This is a genomic window from Micrococcus sp. Alg238-R198 (assembly GCF_900537135.1).
Taxonomy (GTDB): Bacteria; Actinomycetota; Actinomycetes; order Actinomycetales; family Micrococcaceae; genus Micrococcus; species Micrococcus luteus.
Genome location: NZ_UNRH01000007.1, coordinates 58030 through 75003, shown reverse-complemented (window position 1 = coordinate 75003; position 16974 = coordinate 58030). Strand labels below are relative to the sequence as shown.

The 16974-nt window shown below is 76.0% G+C and carries 15 protein-coding genes; 5 read left to right on the top strand and 10 right to left on the bottom strand.

The genetic code is table 11. The annotated features are described in order from the left end of the window. Positions 1–60 precede the first annotated feature (60 nt). Positions 61–1320 carry a DNA recombination protein RmuC gene (locus G6R13_RS08260; protein WP_041104349.1) on the top strand — a complete coding sequence of 420 codons (1260 nt, stop codon included), beginning with the start codon at positions 61–63 and terminating at the stop codon, positions 1318–1320. A 139-nt stretch (positions 1321–1459) separates the two neighbouring features. Beyond that, positions 1460–3160, top strand: a complete 1701-nt coding sequence (locus G6R13_RS08255; protein ID WP_163721370.1) for a DASS family sodium-coupled anion symporter — start codon at positions 1460–1462, stop codon at positions 3158–3160. A 125-nt stretch (positions 3161–3285) separates the two neighbouring features. On the opposite strand, the gene G6R13_RS08250 is transcribed toward G6R13_RS08255, so the two are convergent. Then, on the bottom strand, positions 3286–4392 hold the full coding sequence (locus tag G6R13_RS08250; protein ID WP_163721368.1) for a 4-hydroxy-3-methylbut-2-enyl diphosphate reductase: 1107 nt from the start codon (positions 4390–4392) through the stop codon (positions 3286–3288). 53 nt (positions 4393–4445) lie between these two features. Further along, entirely contained in the window at positions 4446–5534 is a 1089-nt protein-coding gene (locus G6R13_RS08245; protein WP_163721366.1) for a hypothetical protein, read from the bottom strand. Between the two features lie 188 nt (positions 5535–5722). Here G6R13_RS08245 and xseA point away from each other — a divergent pair, with 188 nt between their 5' ends. Together xseA and G6R13_RS08235 are read left to right on the top strand one after the other, a co-directional pair. After that, complete coding sequence (gene xseA / locus G6R13_RS08240; RefSeq protein WP_163721364.1) at positions 5723–7036, top strand: exodeoxyribonuclease VII large subunit; 1314 nt, start codon at positions 5723–5725, stop codon at positions 7034–7036. Next, a complete protein-coding gene (locus G6R13_RS08235; protein ID WP_036316619.1) occupies positions 7033–7320 on the top strand; it encodes an exodeoxyribonuclease VII small subunit in 288 nt (95 codons plus the stop codon). The genes xseA and G6R13_RS08235 overlap by 4 nt, the downstream gene beginning before the upstream one ends. A gap of 145 nt (positions 7321–7465) precedes the next feature. Here G6R13_RS08235 and G6R13_RS08230 read toward each other — a convergent pair whose 3' ends face one another. The 5 genes from G6R13_RS08230 to G6R13_RS08210 form a co-directional block, all read right to left on the bottom strand. Further along, the gene (locus tag G6R13_RS08230) at positions 7466–8050 is read right to left on the bottom strand and encodes a type 1 glutamine amidotransferase domain-containing protein (RefSeq protein WP_036383850.1); all 585 of its coding nucleotides are present in this window, start codon (positions 8048–8050) and stop codon (positions 7466–7468) included. A 128-nt stretch (positions 8051–8178) separates the two neighbouring features. After that, positions 8179–9099, bottom strand: coding sequence for a phosphate--nucleotide phosphotransferase (locus G6R13_RS08225; RefSeq protein WP_049145656.1), 921 nt, complete (start codon positions 9097–9099; stop codon positions 8179–8181). Further along, positions 9092–10330, bottom strand: coding sequence for a pyridoxal phosphate-dependent aminotransferase (locus tag G6R13_RS08220; protein WP_159833379.1), 1239 nt, complete (start codon positions 10328–10330; stop codon positions 9092–9094). Before G6R13_RS08220 ends, G6R13_RS08225 begins: the two co-directional genes overlap by 8 nt. An 83-nt stretch (positions 10331–10413) precedes the next feature. Next, positions 10414–11556, bottom strand: coding sequence for a glycine betaine ABC transporter substrate-binding protein (locus tag G6R13_RS08215; RefSeq protein ID WP_163721362.1), 1143 nt, complete (start codon positions 11554–11556; stop codon positions 10414–10416). Then, on the bottom strand, positions 11553–12029 hold the full coding sequence (locus tag G6R13_RS08210; protein ID WP_044658994.1) for an NUDIX domain-containing protein: 477 nt from the start codon (positions 12027–12029) through the stop codon (positions 11553–11555). Before G6R13_RS08210 ends, G6R13_RS08215 begins: the two co-directional genes overlap by 4 nt. A 159-nt stretch (positions 12030–12188) precedes the next feature. Between G6R13_RS08210 and G6R13_RS08205 the strand changes: the two genes are divergently transcribed. After that, positions 12189–14024: a hypothetical protein gene (locus G6R13_RS08205; protein ID WP_095354157.1), complete on the top strand. Its 1836-nt coding sequence runs from the start codon at positions 12189–12191 to the stop codon at positions 14022–14024. A gap of 32 nt (positions 14025–14056) precedes the next feature. On the opposite strand, the gene G6R13_RS08200 is transcribed toward G6R13_RS08205, so the two are convergent. The 3 genes from G6R13_RS08200 to G6R13_RS08190 all read right to left on the bottom strand — a co-directional run bounded on the left by G6R13_RS08200 (position 14057) and on the right by G6R13_RS08190 (position 16930). Then, on the bottom strand, positions 14057–15292 hold the full coding sequence (locus tag G6R13_RS08200; protein WP_163721361.1) for a phosphotransferase: 1236 nt from the start codon (positions 15290–15292) through the stop codon (positions 14057–14059). Between the two features lie 22 nt (positions 15293–15314). Further along, positions 15315–16226 carry a hypothetical protein gene (locus tag G6R13_RS08195; protein WP_095353598.1) on the bottom strand — a complete coding sequence of 304 codons (912 nt, stop codon included), beginning with the start codon at positions 16224–16226 and terminating at the stop codon, positions 15315–15317. Positions 16227–16303: 77 nt separating this feature from the next. Next, positions 16304–16930: a GNAT family protein gene (locus tag G6R13_RS08190; protein ID WP_041104377.1), complete on the bottom strand. Its 627-nt coding sequence runs from the start codon at positions 16928–16930 to the stop codon at positions 16304–16306. Positions 16931–16974: the final 44 nt, after the last annotated feature.

The following is a 16974-nucleotide window of genomic DNA, read 5'->3' as shown; positions in this document are numbered from 1 at the left end:
CCGCCACGACGACGGCGCGCCGCCGCCTCACCTGTCCCTGCGGCCTGCGAAGGTGGGGGCATGGAGATCCTCAGCCTGCTGCTCGCCCTCATCCTCGGACTCGTGCTGGGCGCCCTGGTGGGCGCGTGGCTCATGTGGCGCCGGGCGGCCGGCGGCGGTGAAGAGGCCCGCCGGGCCCAGGCCGAGCTGGCCGCGCTGCGCACCGAGCACCAGGGGGCGCGAGAGGAGCTCGCGGCCGCCCGGGCGGAGCAGCGCGCGCTCACGGCCGCGCGCGCCGAGGACGCCGAACGCCAACGCGCGGAGTCCCAGGTGATGTCCACGCTCGCCCCGCTGGGCCAGCGGCTGGCGGCGCTCCAGGAGCAGGTGAGCGTGCTGGAACGGGATCGGGCGTCCCAGTTCGGCCGGCTCGGGGAGCAGCTCCGCGCCGCCGCGGCCACCGACCGTGACCTGCTGAACCAGACCACGTCGCTCATGGCCACCCTCAAGTCCACCTCCGCGCGGGGCCACTGGGGCGAGGCGCAGCTGCGGCGGGTCGTGGAGGCGGCGGGCATGCTCCACCACGTGGACTTCACGGAGCAGGCCACGCTGTCCGGCAAGGACGGCGAGCGCCTCCGCCCGGACCTCGTGGTGTCCTTGCCCGGCGGCAAGGCCATGGCCGTGGACGCCAAGGCCCCCATCGGGGACGCGCTGGCCGCCGAGGCCCTCGCGGACGAGCCCGGCGAGGAGGCGTACGAGCGGCGCCAGGCGCTGGCCGCCCAGCACGCCGCGGCCGTGCGCCGCCACGTGGACCAGCTCTCGGCGAAGTCCTACTGGGCCGGCCTCGAGCACTCCCCCGAGCTGGTCCTGTGCTTCCTGCCCGCCGAGTCGCTCCTGGCCGCGGCCCTGGACGCGGACCCCGGACTGCTGGACCACGCGTTCTCCCGGAACGTCGCGCTCGTCGCCCCCGTCTCCCTCCTGACCGCCCTGAAGTCCGTGGCCTACGCCTGGCGGCAGGACACCCTGGCCGAGAACGCCCACACCGTGGTGGCCAGCGCGAAGGACCTCTACGAACGCCTCGGCACGCTCGGCACCCACCTGGACCGCATGGGCGGCTCCCTCAAGACCGCCGTGGACCGCTACAACCAGCTCGTCGGCAACGTCGAGTCGCGCGTGCTCCCCGCCGCCCGGCGCCTCCGCGACGCCGACCCGGGCCTGGCCCCCACGCCGGACATCCGCACGCTCGAGTCCGCGCCCCGACCCCTGGCCGCCCCGGAACTGGTCGCGGGCGTGGAGGAGGACGAGCTGCGCCGTCGTCGGGCGGAGTCGGCGCGGGAGGCGTGAACGGGGCCGCACGGGGGGCCGGGCGGGTGGGCCGTCGCGGCCCCGACGTCGTCTTTCCGTGTCTCAGGTCACTTGCTATCGTGAAATTCACAGAGAATTGCCAGGCCGCGCCGAGGGCCTGACCTGATGAGGAGGCCCCATGCAGTCCCGTCCGCTCCCCCCGCCGAGCAACGTCAACGAGCACGTCTCCCGCTTCGACCCCCGAGCGGCCGCCCAGGAGTTCGAGCACGAGCTCTCCCCGGGCATGCGTGACGAGCCGCTGCCCGGCGGCGAGAACGTCAAGCGCATCATCGGCCTCGTGGCCGGCCCCCTGCTCGCCGTCGCCCTGTTCCTGCTGATGCCGGGCGACCTCGGCGTCTGGCCCCGCCTCGTCGCCGCCACCGCCGTGCTCATGGCCGTGTGGTGGATGACCGAGGCCCTGCCCATCCCCGCCACCGCCCTGCTGCCGCTCGTCATCTTCCCGCTCGGCGTGCCCGCCGAGGAGTCCGACGGCGGCATCACCTTCGACGCCGTCGGCGCGAGCTACGGCAACAACATCATCTTCCTGTTCATGGGCGGCTTCATGCTCGCCCTGGCCATGCAGCGGTGGAACCTGCACCGGCGCATCGCGCTCGGCGTCCTGAAGTTCATGGGCGCCAGGACCGTGAACCTCGTCCTGGGCTTCATGATCGCCACCGGGTTCATCTCCATGTGGGTGTCCAACACCGCCACCGCCGTGATGATGCTCCCCATCGGCGTGTCCATCCTCGTGCTCGTCCAGCGCTACGGCACGGACGGCGCCCTGACTGCGGACGAGGGAGCGGACCAGGTCGACCGCCCCGCCGCGCCCGCATCCGCGGCCGGCGAGGCCCCCACGCAGGCCGAGATCCGCTCCCTCACGAAGTCGAACTTCGGCACCGCGCTCATGCTCGGCATCGCGTACGCCGCGTCCATCGGCTCGCTCGGCACCATCATCGGCACCCCGCCCAACACCCTGCTCGCGGGCCACATGGCCGCCGAGCACGGCGTGCAGATCGGCTTCGGCCAGTGGATGCTGGTCGGCGTGCCGATCGCCGTCGTGCTGCTCTTCGCGTGCTGGTTCCTGCTCACCCGCGTGCTGTTCCGCCCGGAGATCGACGAGGTCCCCGGCGGCCGCGACCTGATCGCCACCGAGCTGGCCCGCCTCGGCCGCATGAGCGCCCCCGAGGCCAAGGTCCTCGCCGTCTTCGTCCTCGCCGCGCTGGCCTGGATCACCGTGCCGCTGATCTCCGAGTACGTCCTGGGCCTGGAGTCCCCGCTGCTCTCGGACGCGGCCATCGCCATGGTCGTCGGACTCATCCTGTTCCTCCTGCCGGCCGGCGGCGGGGCCGGGCGCGGCGTGCGCCTGCTCGACTGGGAGGCCGCGAAGGAGCTGCCGTGGGGCGTGCTCCTGCTGTTCGGCGGCGGCCTGGCCCTGTCCGGTCAGTTCTCTAAGTCGGGCCTGTCCACGTGGCTCGGTGAGCAGGTCAAGGGCCTCGGCGACATCCCCGTGTGGGTGCTCGTGGTGATCGCCGCCGTCGGCATCCTGCTGCTGACGGAGATGACCTCGAACACGGCCACCGCGGCCACGTTCCTGCCCGTCGCCTCCGGCGTGGCCCTGGGCACCGGCGTCCCCCCGCTCATGCTGGCCGCGCCCGTCGCCCTCGCCGCGACCTGCGCGTTCATGCTGCCCGTGGCCACCCCGCCGAACGCCATCGCGTACGGCTCCGGCTACGTGACCATCGGCCAGATGGTGAAGGGCGGCGTGTGGCTGAACATCATCGCCGTCGTGCTGATCTCCATCGCGTCGATGACCCTGCTCGTCTGGGTCTTCGGGCTCTGAGTCCCTGACCACCCGCCGGCCCGGAACGCCGAGGCCCGGCACGCCGAGGCCCGCAGACTCGCCGCTACGCCGGCGTCGCGACGGCGAGTCTGCGGGCCTCAGCGAGGTGACGAGGGGCGCCCGGCTCAGGCCTCGGCGGCGCGGCGGCGTCCGCCGAGGGCGCGCCCGTCGTCGCCCACGCGCTTCATCTCGGCGCGCAGCTCCTTGGGCAGGGAGAAGATGATGTCTTCCTCGGCGGTCACCACCTCGTCCACCTGCCCGTAGCCGTACTCGGCCAGCAGCGCGAGCACCTCCTGGACCAGCACCTCGGGCACGGACGCGCCCGAGGACAGGCCCACGGTGGCCACGCCCTCGAACCAGGACTCGTCCACCTGGTTGGCGAAGTCCACGCGCTCGGCGCGGGAGGCCCCGTACTCCGCGGCGACCTCCTTGAGGCGCACCGAGTTCGAGGAGTTCGCCGAGCCCACGATGATCACCAGGTCGCACTCCGGCGAGATCGACTTGATGGCCGCCTGCCGGTTGGAGGTGGCGTAGCAGATGTCGTCCGAGGGCGGGTCCTGCAGGTGAGGGAACCGCTCGCGCAGCACGGAGACGATCTCGAGGGTCTCGTCCACGGAGAGCGTGGTCTGGGAGAGCCAGATCAGGTTGTCCGGGTCCTCCACCTGGACGGTGCGGGCCTCGGCCACGTCGTTGATCACCGTGGTGTGCTCGGGCGCCTCGCCGAACGTGCCCTCGACCTCCTCGTGACCGTCGTGGCCGATCAACAGGATCCGCTTGTCCTGCTTGGCGAAGCGCACGGCCTCGCGGTGCACCTTGGTCACGAGCGGGCACGTGGCGTCGATGGTGCGCAGGTTGCGCTGGGCGGCCTCCTCGACGACGGCCGGGGACACGCCGTGCGCGGAGAACACGGTCAGGGCGCCCTCGGGCACCTCGTCCAGCTCGTCGACGAACACCACACCGCGCTCGGTCAGGGTGTCCACGACGTGCCGGTTGTGGACGATCTCCTTGCGCACGTACACGGGGGCGCCGTGGTGCTCGAGGGCCTTCTCGACGGCGACGACGGCGCGGTCCACGCCGGCGCAGTAGCCACGGGGGGCGGCCAGCAGCACGCGCTTCTCACCGGACACGGGCGCGGCCGCCTCGACCTCCTCACGGGGACGACGAACGCGCGGGACCTGCGGCATCCCGAGGCCGACGGCGGACGGACGGGCGGAGACGGAGGGAGCGGACATGCCCTCCATGCTATCGGCCGGGGCGCAGACCGGGCCCGGGCTTCGCCGCGGGCTCAGCGCGACGTGACGTCGGCCGCGGTGTGGGAGCGGCCCACCACGGGGGAACCGTCCGCCGGGGCGGCACGGACCCGGCCACGCCGAGCGACCCACAGCTCCGCCAGGGCCAGCAGCAGGCCCGCGGCCAGCACGATCCAGCCCAGGGTGGTCAGGGTCTGGGGGTAGGGGGCGACGGCGGCTGCGAACGCCGGGCCCGCGGCCTCCTCCATCTGCTGGACGAACGCGACCACCCCCGGGGAGGCCCCCTCGGGCGCCGTGAGGTGGACCGCGTCCGGACCCAGACGGGCGCCGCCGATCAGCCCGCCGGCCAGGGCGACCACACCCGCCACGGCCACGGCGAGGCCCCGCCGCCGTCGGGGGGCGAGCAGCAGGGCCCCCACGAGCGCCAGCACGGAGGCGGCGGCGGCCCAGCGCCAGTGCGCGGAGGCGTCCACCCAGCGGTGCACAGTGGCCCGGTCCGTGCCGGCCAGGGCGTCGATGCGCGCGTTCATGCGCAGCGCGGTGCTGTCCCGCAGGTCCGCGGCGCGGTCGTACAGGGGCGCCAGCAGCGTGTCCGCGGCCCAGTCGCCGACGTCCGCGCCCACGATCCTCTCCAGCAGCCCCTGCGCGGGCAGGTCGAACCGGTCCTCGCGCAGGTCACGTTCGATGTCGCCCAGGGCGGCGGTGATCCCGGACTGCGCGACGGGACCGAACGGGATGGTCACGTCCGCGCCCGAGCCGGGCTCGTCCGCGCCCTGCGGGTCCTCGAGCTGGGCGAGCCAGGCGCGCCGGGCCTCGTCGGCGGTGTCGGACCAGCCCTGCACCACCTGCGGGTCGTCCGCCACGCGCTGGGCCAGCGGGCGCAGCAGGTCCTCGGCCGTCTGGGCCAGCGGGCCCGGCACCTGCTCGGGGATGGCGTCGTGCACGACGTCGTCGATCACGCCCGGCACGGCGGCGCGGACCTCGGGGTCCACGGCGACCTGCTCCGTCACCCCGCGCAGCAGCTCCGGGCGGTGCGTCGCCTCGTCGACGAGGGCGCCGGCCGTCGCGAGCACCGCCAGCAGGCCCGCCAGGGCCGCGACGAGGAGGCTGAGGGTGGTGCGCATGGGGTCCTTTCCGTTCCGTTCCGACCCCGTCGAGCGTACCGATCCTGGCCGGAGGTTCCCCGGTCTGAGCGCCCCGACCGGGTCGGCGGCGGGTCCGGGGGACGCCCGGGCGCCGTCTTGCGCGTCCGGCGAGGGCGGTACGGTGGGCCCGTGCCCGGGCGGACCGGGCACGGACAGGAGGGACCCGGATGGACCAGCCCGTGACCGAGGGCGCCTCGGCGGCGCCGGACGTGCCCGTCTCGGCACCCGCCCGCGCGGGCGAGACCTCCGCTGAGCGGCCGTGGCCCCTGCGCCGGCTCTCCGAGAACCTCAAGGCCCACATCGAGCGCGCCCCCGCCACGTGGATCGAGGGCCAGCTGATCGAGTTCAAGAACAACCGCGGCAACGTCTACATGACCATGCGGGACCTCGAGGAAGAGGTCTCCCTGCCGCTCACCGCCTGGCGGAACGTCGCCATGACCCTGGACGGGACCGTCCAGCAGGGCTCCCGCGTGGTGGCGCGCGTGAAGCCGAACTTCTGGCTCAAGGCCGGGCGGCTGTCCATGAACGTGCAGGAGATGCGCCCGGTCGGCCTCGGCGATCTGCTGGCCCGCGTGGAGCTGCTGCGCCGGGCCCTCGCCGAGGAGGGGCTGACCTCCCCCGCGCGCAAACGGCCGCTGCCCCTGCTCCCCCACCGGATCGGGCTCATCACCGGCCGTGACTCGGACGCGAAGAAGGACGTGCTGCGCAACACCCTGCTGCGCTGGCCCGCCGCCGAGTTCGAGATCCGTGAGGTCGCCGTGCAGGGCGCCGAGGCCCCGCGGCAGGTGGCCGCCGCGCTCGCCGAGCTCGACGCCGACCCGGCCGTGGACGTCATCGTCATCGCCCGCGGCGGCGGCGCGCTCGAGGAGGTCGTGCTCCCCTTCTCGGACGAGGCACTGGTGCGCGCCGTGGCGGCGGCGCGCACGCCCGTCGTGTCGGCGATCGGCCACGAGGCGGACCGCCCGGTCCTCGACGACGTCGCCGACCTGCGCGCCTCCACGCCCACGGACGCGGCCAAGCGGATCGTCCCGGACGCGGCCCAGGAGGCCGCGGGACTCGCCGACGCGCGCCTGCGGCTGGCCGCGGCCGTCGAGCGCCGCGTGCGCGCCGAGGCCGAGGGGCTCGCGGCCCTGCGCTCCCGACCCGTGCTGGCCCGCCCGCACGTGATGGTGGACACCCGGCAGGAGGAGACGGACCGGTGGCGCGAGCGCGGCCGGTCCGCCCTCGGCCACCGGCTCGTCCGCGAGGAGGACGCCCTCACGCAGCTGCGCGCCCGTGTCCGCGCCCTGTCCCCGCAGCGCACCCTGGACCGCGGCTACGCCGTGGTCCAACACGCCGGGCAGGTCGTGCGCGACGCGGGCCAGGTCGCCACGGACGACCGACTCGACATCCTCGTGGCGGCCGGGCGGATCGCCGCGGACGTCGTCGCGACGCATCGGACCACCCCGACCCCATCCCACGAGAGGACACGACCGGCATGAGTGAACAGGGCATGGAGCAGACGCAGGACGCGGGCCGCCCCAGCGGCGTGGAGGGCTTCACCTCCGCGGACGTCTCGGACGTGGCCCGGATGAGCTACGAGCAGGCGCGTGCCGAGCTGGTGGAGACCGTGGGGAGGCTGGAGGCCGGTGGCGCCGGCCTCGAGGAGTCCCTGGCCCTGTGGGAGCGCGGGGAGGCGCTGGCCGACCGCTGCCAGGCCTGGCTCGACGGCGCCCGCGCCCGCCTCGACCAGGTGCGCGGCGAGGCCGCCCCCGACGCCGACTGACCCCGCCCCCGCTTTCGTTCGGAAAACGGCGGCCTCCGCGGCGCTTTCGGTCGAGAAACGGCGGCCTCCGCGGCGCTTTCGTTCGAGAAACGGCGGGGGCGGGGGCCAACGGCCCCCGCCCCACGCGGCTTGCTCCCGACGTCGGTCAGGCGGTCTGATCCTCGTGCTTGCCCTCGCCCAGCTCCTCCACGAGCTTGGCGTTGAAGGCGTCGAGGTCGTCCGGGGTGCGCGAGGTGGTCAGCCCGCTGTCCACGACGACCTCCTCGTCCACCCACTGGGCGCCCGCGTTCTTCAGGTCAGACTCCAGGGACGCGTAGCTGGTCAGACGGCGGCCGTCCACGACGCCGGCCTCGATCAGGGTCCACGGGGCGTGGCAGATGGCCGCCACCGGCTTGTGCTGCTCGAAGAAGGCACGCACGAATGCCTGGGCGTCCGTGTCGATGCGCAGGGCGTCCGCGTTCAGGGTGCCGCCCGGCATCACGAGGCCGTGGAAGTCCTCGGCCTTGGCGTCCTTCACCGTGGTGTTCACCTCGAAGGACTCGCCGTGCTCCCAGTCGGACTTCATCGCGGTGATGGTGCCGGACTTCGGGGAGACGAGCACGGGGGTCGCACCCGCGGCGATCACGGCCTCCCACGGGGAGGTCAGCTCGACCTGCTCGACACCGTCGGTCGCGAGGAACGCGACGGTCTTGCCGGACAGCGGGGCGTTCTGGACAGCGTTCTCAGTCATGAGTGCACCTTTCGGATCGGGTCCGGCGCGCCTCTGCGGCGCCCGGTGTTCCTCCATCCACTCACCGCGGCCCCGGGCTTGGCAAGGTCCGACCACCACTGCCCCGCCCACCGCGACGACGGCGGCGCTCAGCCCGCCAGCAGGCGACGGCGGGCCGCCGCGACGTCGAAGTCGGCCTCCGGCCAGTCCAGCCCCATCCCCTGCAGGGTCTCGATGATCAGCTGCTGCACCGCCAGCCGCGCGAACCACTTGCGGTCCGCCGGCACGATGAACCACGGCGCGTCCTCGGTGTCCGTCCGCTCGATCGCGATCCGGTACGCGTCCGTGTACTGGTCCCAGTACGCGCGGTCGTCGAGGTCGCCCTCGCTGAACTTCCAGTGCTTCGTGGGGTCGTCCAGGCGGGCCAGCAGGCGCTCGGCCTGCTCCTCCGGCGAGATCCGCAGCATCACCTTGACGATCCGCGTCCCCGCGGCGCGCACGGCCGCCTCGAACTCGCGGATCGCCCCGTAGCGCTCCTCCACCTCGGCCAGCGGGGAGAGCCCGCGCACGCGGTGCACGAGCACGTCCTCGTAGTGCGAGCGGTCGAACACGGAGACCAGGCCGGGCCGCGGCAGATGCGGTCGGATGCGCCACAGGAAGTCGTGGGCGCGCTCCTCCGGGGTCGGCACCTTGAACGCGTGCAGGTGGACGCCCTGCGGGTCCATCGCCCCGATCACGTGGCGCATGATCCCGCCCTTGCCGGCGGTGTCCATGCCCTGCAGGATCACCAGCAGGGACGGCACCTCTCCCACGGGCGCGTCGCGCACCGACTGGGCGAACAGCAGCTCCTGCAGGTCGGCGAGCGCCCGGCCGCGCGCGGCCAGGTCCTTCTTGCCCTTCGCCTTGTCCCCGCCGTAGCCGGGCGTCGCGGCGGCGTCGACGTCGGCCGGGCCCCGGACCTCGTCCCCGCGGCGGGCGGCGAACAGCTCCCGCGCGGGGGCGTCGAAGACGCCGTCGTCGTCGGTGGCGCGGGCGGGCCGGCCCGCCGCGGTGGCCGGGGTGTCAGCCATGGCGCTCCCTCCAGTCCTCGAGGAAGTCCTCGAGGCGGTCCAGGGCCACGCTCAGGTCCTTCACGCTGGGCAGCGTGACGAGCCGGAAGTGGTCGCTGTGCGGGTAGTTGAACGCCCCGCCGTGCGAGACGAGGATCTTCTTCGCCCGCAGCAGCTCGATGACGAACGCCTCGTCGTCGTCGATCGCGTAGACCTCCGGGTCCAGCCGCGGGAACAGGTAGAGGGCGCCGTGAGCCGGCTGCACGGACACGCCGGGGATGGCGTTCAGGCGGTCCTGGGCGAGGTTGCGCTGCTCGAGCAGTCGACCGCCGGGCAGGACGAGGTCGTTGATGGACTGGTAGCCGCCCAGTGCCACCTGGATGGCGTGCTGCGCCGGCACGTTGGCGCACATCCGCATGTTGGCCAGCAGGGTCAGGCCCTCGAGGAAGTCGGCGGCCCGGTGCTTCGGCCCGGACACGGCCACCCAGCCGGAGCGGTAGCCCGCCACCCGGTACGCCTTGGACAGGCCGGAGAACGTCAGGGTGAGCACGTCGTCGGACAGGCCGGCGGCGTTGATGTGGCGGGCGCCGTCGTAGGTGATCTTCTCGTAGATCTCATCCGCCATGAGGACGAGGTTGTGGCGGCGGGCCACGTCCACGATGCCCTGCAGCACGGCGCGGGAGTAGACCGCGCCGGTGGGGTTGTTCGGGTTGATCAGGACGATGCCCTTGGTGCGCTCCGTGATGAGGGACTCGATGTGCTCGAGATCGGGCTCCCAGCCCTCCTCCTCGACGCAGCGGTAGTGCACCGCCCGGCCCCCGGCCAGGGTGGTGGCGCCGGTCCACAGCGGGTAGTCGGGCGAGGGGACGAGGATCTCGTCGCCGTCGTCGACCAGGGCCTGCAGGACCATCGTGATCATCTCGGACACGCCGTTGCCGATGAACACGTCGTCCACGCCGATGTCCCGGATGCCCCGGGACTCGTAGTACTGCGAGACGGCGGTGCGCGCCGAGTAGATGCCCTTGGAGTCCGAGTAGCCCTGCGCGTGCGGTAGGTGCTGGTGCATCGCCGCCAGGACGGCGTCCGGCGCCTCGAAGCCGAACGGGGCCGGATTGCCGATGTTCAGCCTCATGATCCGGTGGCCCGCGGCCTCCATCCGCTGCGCCTCCTCCAGAATGGGGCCGCGCACGTCGTAGCGGACGTTCAGCAGCTTGGCGGACTGGCGGATCTGGCGGGGATGCGGGGTCGGCATGCCCCCATCATGGCACCCCCCGGGCGGTGTGCATCACAGTCGCGGTCGTGCGACGCGGGCCGGCACCCCTCCCCCGTGCGGGCTCAGAACCAGGAGCCGCGGGGCACGAACCAGTCCTCGGGCGCGTCCTCCAGGCCGTGGTCCACCAGCCAGTACTGCGCGGCCTCGGCGACCGGAAGCGGGTCGTCGCCCGTGGTGAGCCGTTCGAGCTCGCGCAGGCCGTCGCCGTCGAGGGCGGACATCACCTCGGCGATGCGCCGTTCGGCGTCGTCGTCCAGCGTCGCGGCGGAGCCGACGGCGGTCAGCCGCCCCTCCGGGAGCACGCGGCCGTCGTCCTCGAGCGGGACGAGCGTGCTCGCGTCGATCTCCGGATCCGTGCCGGTCAGCAGCGCGACCTGGGCCTCGTCCGCGACGACGGCGGCGGTCGGGTCCTCGGTGTCGGCCAGCCAGGTCTCGGGGCGGCAGCCGGCGAGCCGGTCCAGGCGGGTGCGCAGGGCCGCGTCCGCGTCCGCCGCGGCGGTCAGGGCCGGGGGTGCGACGGCGGTGAGCGACTCGCACCGGCCGTTGAGGTCCGTGATCGACTCGAGCTCGAGCCGGGCCGCGGTGGTCTGGGTGACGGCCGCGGTCAGGCGCAGCACGCCCGCCGACGAGGACAGCGCCGTCGGGGCCTCGGCCTGCGGCGTCCCCGCCGCGGCCGTCTCCTCGGCGAGCAGCGTCTCCAGGACGCGCCCGGCCGCCGGGGCGTCGGCCGCGGGGTCGCCGACGGGCAGCGGGGTGGGGCTCGGGGCGGCGGTCGAGGCGGTGGCCGAGGGGGTGGGCACGGCGTCCGCGGACGTGTCGGCCTCCGTCTCGGCCGGCGTCGACGACGGGGTCGACGTCGGCGTCGGCGGGGACGGCAGCGCCGCTGCGGGGTCGGCCGCGGCGGCCAGGGCCAGGGTGTCCACGACGGCGACCGTGTCCCCGCCGGCGGCGGACCACGCGGGCTGCTCCACGGCGACGCCGTCCTCGTCCGCCACAGCGTGGCCGTGCAGGCGCAGGTGACGGGCCAGGACCGCCGCGACGGCGGCCTCCAGGCCCTCGCTGTCGTACACGACCGTGATCGGGGTGCCTGACGCCGAGGGCGTCGGCGGGGCGTCCGCCTGCGGCGCGCACGCCCCCAGGGCCAGCGACAGCGCGAGGGCGGAGGCGGCGAGGGCCGTCGGGCGTCGGTGGGCGGGGCGGCTCACGTGGCCACCCCGGCACGGGCGAGCGCCTCGGTGACCCAGGAGGCGGTGCGCAGCCCGCTGAGCTCCGCGAGGTCGAACCAGCGTGCGTCCGTCGAGGATCCGCCGACCTCAGGGCGCAGGACGCCGCCCGTGATGCGGGCGGTGTAGAGGACCTGCACGGTGAGCAGGGGCAGCGGCTCGCCCCGCAGGCGCTTCTCCGCCGGGATCGTCCCGGTCGTGACGCCCAGCAGGCCCGTGAGCTCGGCGGTGTGGCCGGTCTCCTCCCAGACCTCGCGCAGGCACGCCTCCTCCGGGCTCTCGCCGAGCTCGATGCCGCCGCCGGGCAGCGTCCACTGCAGGAACTCGGGCCCCTGCCACGAGCTGAGCAGGACGCGGCCGCCGTCCACGATCAGGGCGTAGGCGCCGGCGCGCGTCTGGAACGGGCCGGCGGGGTGTGCTCCGGCGGCGTCTGGGGCGGCGGGGGTGGTGCTCATGGCTGCGGGCTCCTGGCGGCAGTGGGACGGCCCGCGGCGGGCGACGCTGCGGGCCCGGCCAGTCTACGAGCACCGCCCACCGCGAACAGCGGCACGGTCCACCGACCCGCGCCCTAGGCTGGAGGACCACCCGTCCCACCCCCGGAAGGAGCAGCGCCCGTGGACACCCCGCAGGACCCGCCCCGCCGGGACGGCCCCTCCGGCGGCCCCGTGGAGCCGGCCGTCGACGCCGCCCTGGACCGGGTGCGCGCCCTGCTCCGGCAGGCCCGCGGCACCGCGGCGCCCGACGCCCCGACCGCCCTGGACGCCCGAGGCTGGTGGGAGCTCTCCCTCGAGGCCGCGCTGCGCGACGAGCCCCGGGAGTCCGCCCGCCTCGCCGACTCCGGTCTCGCCGCGCTCGGGCCCGGCCAGGACGACGTCCGCCTCGCCCTGCTGCGGGCGCTCGCCGTCGCCGCGGGCCAGGTCGGGGACGAGGCCGCCCTGACCCGCTGGGTGGAGGCCCGGGCGGCGCTGCTGCGCCACCTCGGCCGGCCCCGGCAGGCCGAGCTCGAGTCCCAGCTCGGCGCCGCCCTCGTGCGCGACCCGGACACGGTCGAGGCGGCGGTGCTGGCCGGCGTCGTGGAGGACGAGCCGGGCGCTCCCGGCGAGGACCCCGGGGACACCGTCCTGCCCGAGGCCGCCCTGGCCCTGGCCGTGCACCGCGTGCACACCGGGGACCTGGACGCCGCGCTCGAGCTGGCCCGCCGCGTCATCGGCGTCCTGGGCGGGCTGCGCGCGACCGGTGCCCTGCTGCCCACCGGCTCGTGGTCCAGCGCGCATCTGCTGCTCGCCCGCCTGCACCTGTGGCGGGGCGAGCACGCCGAGGCGGACGCGGCGGCCGCCGTCGTCACCGCGCTGCCCGCCGCCCGGGCCGTCCTCGCCTCCGCCACCACGGTGCGGGCGATCGCCGCCCACGAGCTGGACCGTCCGACGGCGGCCCTCGACCTGGCGCTCGAGGCGGCGGAGCGGATGGCCTCGGTCGGGCTGCGGCGCGGCGCCGCCTCCGCGGCGGCTCTGGCCGGGCGCGTGGCCGGCGACCTCGGCGGGTACGAGGAGGTCGCCGTGGCCGCGTGGGAGCTGGCCTCCGTGCACGCGGAGAAGGCCGAGGCGCCGGAGGCCTCGAGCCTGAGCTACTGGTGGGCGCACCAGCTCGTGCTCGCCGGCCGCGCCGACGAGGCCGAGCCCCTGCTCGCCCGGCTGGTGCGCCGCGAGGCCACCCACGGCCGGGACGTCGAGCAGGCCCGTGCCCTCGTGGACCTCGGCCACGCCCACCACGACCAGGACCGCGCCGAGAACGCGCTGCCCCTGTGGCGGGAGGCGGCCGGCCTGTTCGAGGCCCACGGCCAGTGGGAGGACGCCGCGCGCACGCTCCTGGCCGCCGGCGCCCTCGTGAACCGCGAGCGCGACGAACGCACCCGGCCCTCCGCCCTCGACCTGTTCGAGCGGGCGGTCGCGGCCGCGCGCCAGGCGGTGGACGAGGACCCGGCGGTGCTGCCGGCCGCGCTGCACGCGCACGGGTACCTGCTGTGCGAGTCCGGCCAGGCGGAGGGCCTCGACCTCCTCGAGGAGGCGCTCGTCCTCGTGCGGGACGCCGGCGCCGACTGGCAGGTGGCCGACTACACGGACACCCGCGCCCGGGCCCTGTGGTCGCTCGAGCGGGGGCCGGAGGCGATCGCCACCGCACTGCAGGCCGCCGACCTGTTCACCGCCGCCGGGGACCGCGAGGGCGCCGCGCAGGCCGAGCTCTTCGCCGCCTACGTGGTGGCCGAGGACGGCAGCCCCGAGCAGGCCGCGACGCTCTTCCGCCTGGTGTGCGACTCCACCGACTCCACGCTCGTGCGCCTCGGCGCGCTCACGGGCCTGCACCAGTGCCTGTCCGCCCTCGGGGACCACGACGGCGCCGCGCGCGTCCGGGACGAGCTCGACGCGCTCCGCGAGGGGCTCGGCGCGGACTGACCGCCGCTCGAGGGGGTGGCCGCCGTCGCGGGTCAGAGGCCGACGCGGGCCAGGGCGGCGTCGGCGGCGGCCCGGCGGGCGGACCGCACGGCGCGGGGCGCGGTCGGCTGCGCCGCGAGGGCGGCGAGGACGGTCGCGACGCGGGCGGCCAGCGCCGTCTCGTCGACCTCGCTGCGGGCGTGGCGCCCGAACCGCTCGGCCACGGCGCGCAGCGCGGCGCCGCCGGCGCCGAGGTCGACGGCGCCCGCCTCGAGATGGGCGATCAGGACGGCCCAGTCGTCCACGCGGTGCCCCATGCCCAGGTCGTCGGCGTCCAGCACGCCGGTGATCCGCTCCCCCGCGGCGTCCACGTGCAGGTTCCCCGGGTGCAGGTCGCCGTGCACGGGCACGCGCGGGCCGGGGTCCCCGGCCGCGAGCGCCGCGCGGAGCCGGTCCGCCCGGGCGGCGGCCTCGTCCTGGGCCTCGGGGTCCAGCACGACGGCGGCCCACGTGGCGTGCTCGAGCAGGACGGCGGGTCCGCCGTCGTCCGCGTCGTCGCCCCCGGCCGCCCCGGCCGTGGGGCCCGCCGGGCCGGGGGGCTCCTCGGGCACCGGCGGCAGCCGGTCCAGCAGCGCGGCGACCCGCGCGGGGTCGAGCGCGGCGGCCTCGGGCCCGGCCAGCAGCGCCCGCCAGGGCAGGCCCGGCACGCTCGCGAGCGGGAGCACCCCGCGCTCCGGCGCCGCGAGGACGGCGGGCACCGGCACCCCGGCCGCCCCCGCCGCGGCCATGCGCCGGGCGACCCGTGGGGCGCGCGCGGGCGGGAGCACCTTCAGGAACGTGCGGGCCACGACGTCGCCGTCGCCGGTCGCCTCGACGGCCAGGACCGCCCGGTTCCGCGGCCGGTAGCCGCGCCACGTGAGGCGGGCCCGGCCCGGCGCCGTGCCGATCAGGGCCGCGAGCGCGTCCGGGTCGGCGGTCAGCGTGAGGCCCGGCAGGACGGGGTCGGCGGGGGCCCACCACCACAGGGTGCCGTCCTCCAGGATCCCGCGCTCGCCCGGGACGGGCGGGCACGTCGCGCCGGGGGCGGCGGGGTGCCGGGGGTCGCGGGCGAGGACGAGGGTGCGGGAGCGGACGCGGGCGTCGCCCGCGCGTCCGGTCATCACGTCCAGGTCCAGGACGCGCGCGAGCCGACGTCCCCGCTGCAGGTGCAGGGCGTCGGCTCGGGTGCGCAGCCAGCGCTCGCCCGACGCGCGGACGGCCTGGCGCGCGGCGGCTCGGTCGATGCTCACGGGCGCGGCCGCCCGGCGGGGCTCAGCAGGCCCGGCGCCGCGCCAGGACGTTGTCCAGGTCCAGGGCGGCGATGTCCTGCTCGGCGGCGGCGCTGATCTGATCGTCCGCCGTGCGCGCGGCGTCCTGGAGCCGGGTGTCCGCGCCGGTGGGGGCGGGGGTCTCGAGCGGCGCCGGCAGGGGGCGGGCCATCTCCGGGGCGTCCAGGTAGGTGGGGCGCGGCACCGCGGGGATGGTCACCGCACGGTCCGCTGCGGGGGCGGCGGCGGAGGCGGTCACCACCACGGGCTCGACCCGGGGTGCGGCGGGCGCGGCGGCCGGGCGCGGCGCCTCGGTCTCGAAGGCCAGCACGGTCTCCAGCACGCGGCGGTCCCGCTCAGGGTCCGCGGCCGGGGCCTGCCGCTCCTCGGCGGCCGGGGCGGCGGGGCGCTCCGGGACGACGACGGCGGCGGGCCGGGCGCGACGGGTGCGGTCGCGGACCGCGAGGGCCCGCAGGCCGGCCAGCCCGGCCACGGCGAACAGGAGCGACCAGCCGGCCAGGGCGAGCGTGCCCGCGCCGAACGCCGCGGCGAGACCGGCCACGAGGAACACGAGCAGGGCCACGAGGGCGGCGAGGAACAGCGCCGTGCGCCCCCACCGGATGTGCAGGCCGGTCCGGCCGCGGGCGGCGCGCGCCGCGTCGGCGGCGGCGCTCAGGCGGCCCGAGAACCGGGCGCTCAGGGCACGGACGGCGGGCGAGCTCTGCAGACGGTGCATGAAGGACCTCGGCATCGACGGGCGGGCGGGGGCGGACGCGAGACGATGGCGGCGCAGCACGAGCCGCCAGGCCAGGAAGGCCACGAGGGCCACGATGACCAGCGACGCGCTCACCCGGGCGTCGGCCAGCGCGTCGAGCGCGGCCCGCACGGCCCTCGTCGGCGCGGTGGTCTCGTCCATGCGGTCAGCCTAGCGCCGGGGGCGGACCGGCCCGGCCATCGCGGCGTGTCCGCACGCGGCGTGTCCCGCCGGGCCGCTCAGGGGCGCGGCCGGGTGGCCAGCCACCCGGCCAGCAGGCCGTCGGGGACCTCCTCGGCGGTCACCGCGAACGTCCGGTGGTCCCGCCAGGCGCCGTCCACGTGCAGGTACGCCCTGCGCAGGCCCTCGTCGCGCAGGCCGAGCTTCGCCACGACCCGCAGGCTGGCCGCGTTCTCCGGGCGGATGTTGACCTCGACCCGGTGCAGGCCGGCGCTGCGGAACGCCCAGTCCGTCGCCATGGCCACGGCCGTCGGCGTCAGCCCCCGGCCGGCCTCGCGACGGTCGATCCAGTAGCCGATCGAGCCGGAGAGCACCGAGCCGTACTGGATCCCGCCCAGGGACAGCAGCCCCACCAGGCGGTCCCGGTCCGGGCGGTCGTCGTCGAGGACCATGCCCCACGTGTAGGCGCTGCCGTCCCGGCCCTGGCGGCCGTGCCAGCGGACCATCTGCCCGAACGACGCCGGACCCGCGCCCGGCACGGGGCTCGTCGCATCCCACGGCGTCAGCCACTCGCGGTTGTGCGCCCGCTGCTCCTCCCACGCCTCCCGGTCCCGCCTCCGCAGCGGCCGCAGGGCGAGGGTGCCGTGCCGCAGGGTCACGGGCCAGGGGGAACGCTGCCAGGACATGGCGTCGATCCTATGCGCGGCCGGGCGCGGCACCGGTGCGGCGG

Bases quoted from the DNA above. Each gene is read 5' to 3' on its own strand.
- G6R13_RS08225 (WP_049145656.1), bottom strand. From the start codon at position 9,099: ATGGCTGACACCCCGGCCACCGCGGCGGGCCGGCCCGCCCGCGCCACC.
- G6R13_RS08190 (WP_041104377.1), bottom strand. From the start codon at position 16,930: ATGTCCTGGCAGCGTTCCCCCTGGCCCGTGACCCTGCGGCACGGCACC.
- G6R13_RS08250 (WP_163721368.1), bottom strand. From the start codon at position 4,392: ATGTCCGCTCCCTCCGTCTCCGCCCGTCCGTCCGCCGTCGGCCTCGGG.
- G6R13_RS08220 (WP_159833379.1), bottom strand. From the start codon at position 10,330: ATGCCGACCCCGCATCCCCGCCAGATCCGCCAGTCCGCCAAGCTGCTG.
- G6R13_RS08210 (WP_044658994.1), bottom strand. From the start codon at position 12,029: ATGAGCACCACCCCCGCCGCCCCAGACGCCGCCGGAGCACACCCCGCC.
- G6R13_RS08245 (WP_163721366.1), bottom strand. From the start codon at position 5,534: ATGCGCACCACCCTCAGCCTCCTCGTCGCGGCCCTGGCGGGCCTGCTG.
- xseA (WP_163721364.1), top strand. From the start codon at position 5,723: ATGGACCAGCCCGTGACCGAGGGCGCCTCGGCGGCGCCGGACGTGCCC.
- G6R13_RS08195 (WP_095353598.1), bottom strand. From the start codon at position 16,226: ATGGACGAGACCACCGCGCCGACGAGGGCCGTGCGGGCCGCGCTCGAC.
- G6R13_RS08235 (WP_036316619.1), top strand. From the start codon at position 7,033: ATGAGTGAACAGGGCATGGAGCAGACGCAGGACGCGGGCCGCCCCAGC.
- G6R13_RS08260 (WP_041104349.1), top strand. From the start codon at position 61: ATGGAGATCCTCAGCCTGCTGCTCGCCCTCATCCTCGGACTCGTGCTG.
- G6R13_RS08255 (WP_163721370.1), top strand. From the start codon at position 1,460: ATGCAGTCCCGTCCGCTCCCCCCGCCGAGCAACGTCAACGAGCACGTC.
- G6R13_RS08230 (WP_036383850.1), bottom strand. From the start codon at position 8,050: ATGACTGAGAACGCTGTCCAGAACGCCCCGCTGTCCGGCAAGACCGTC.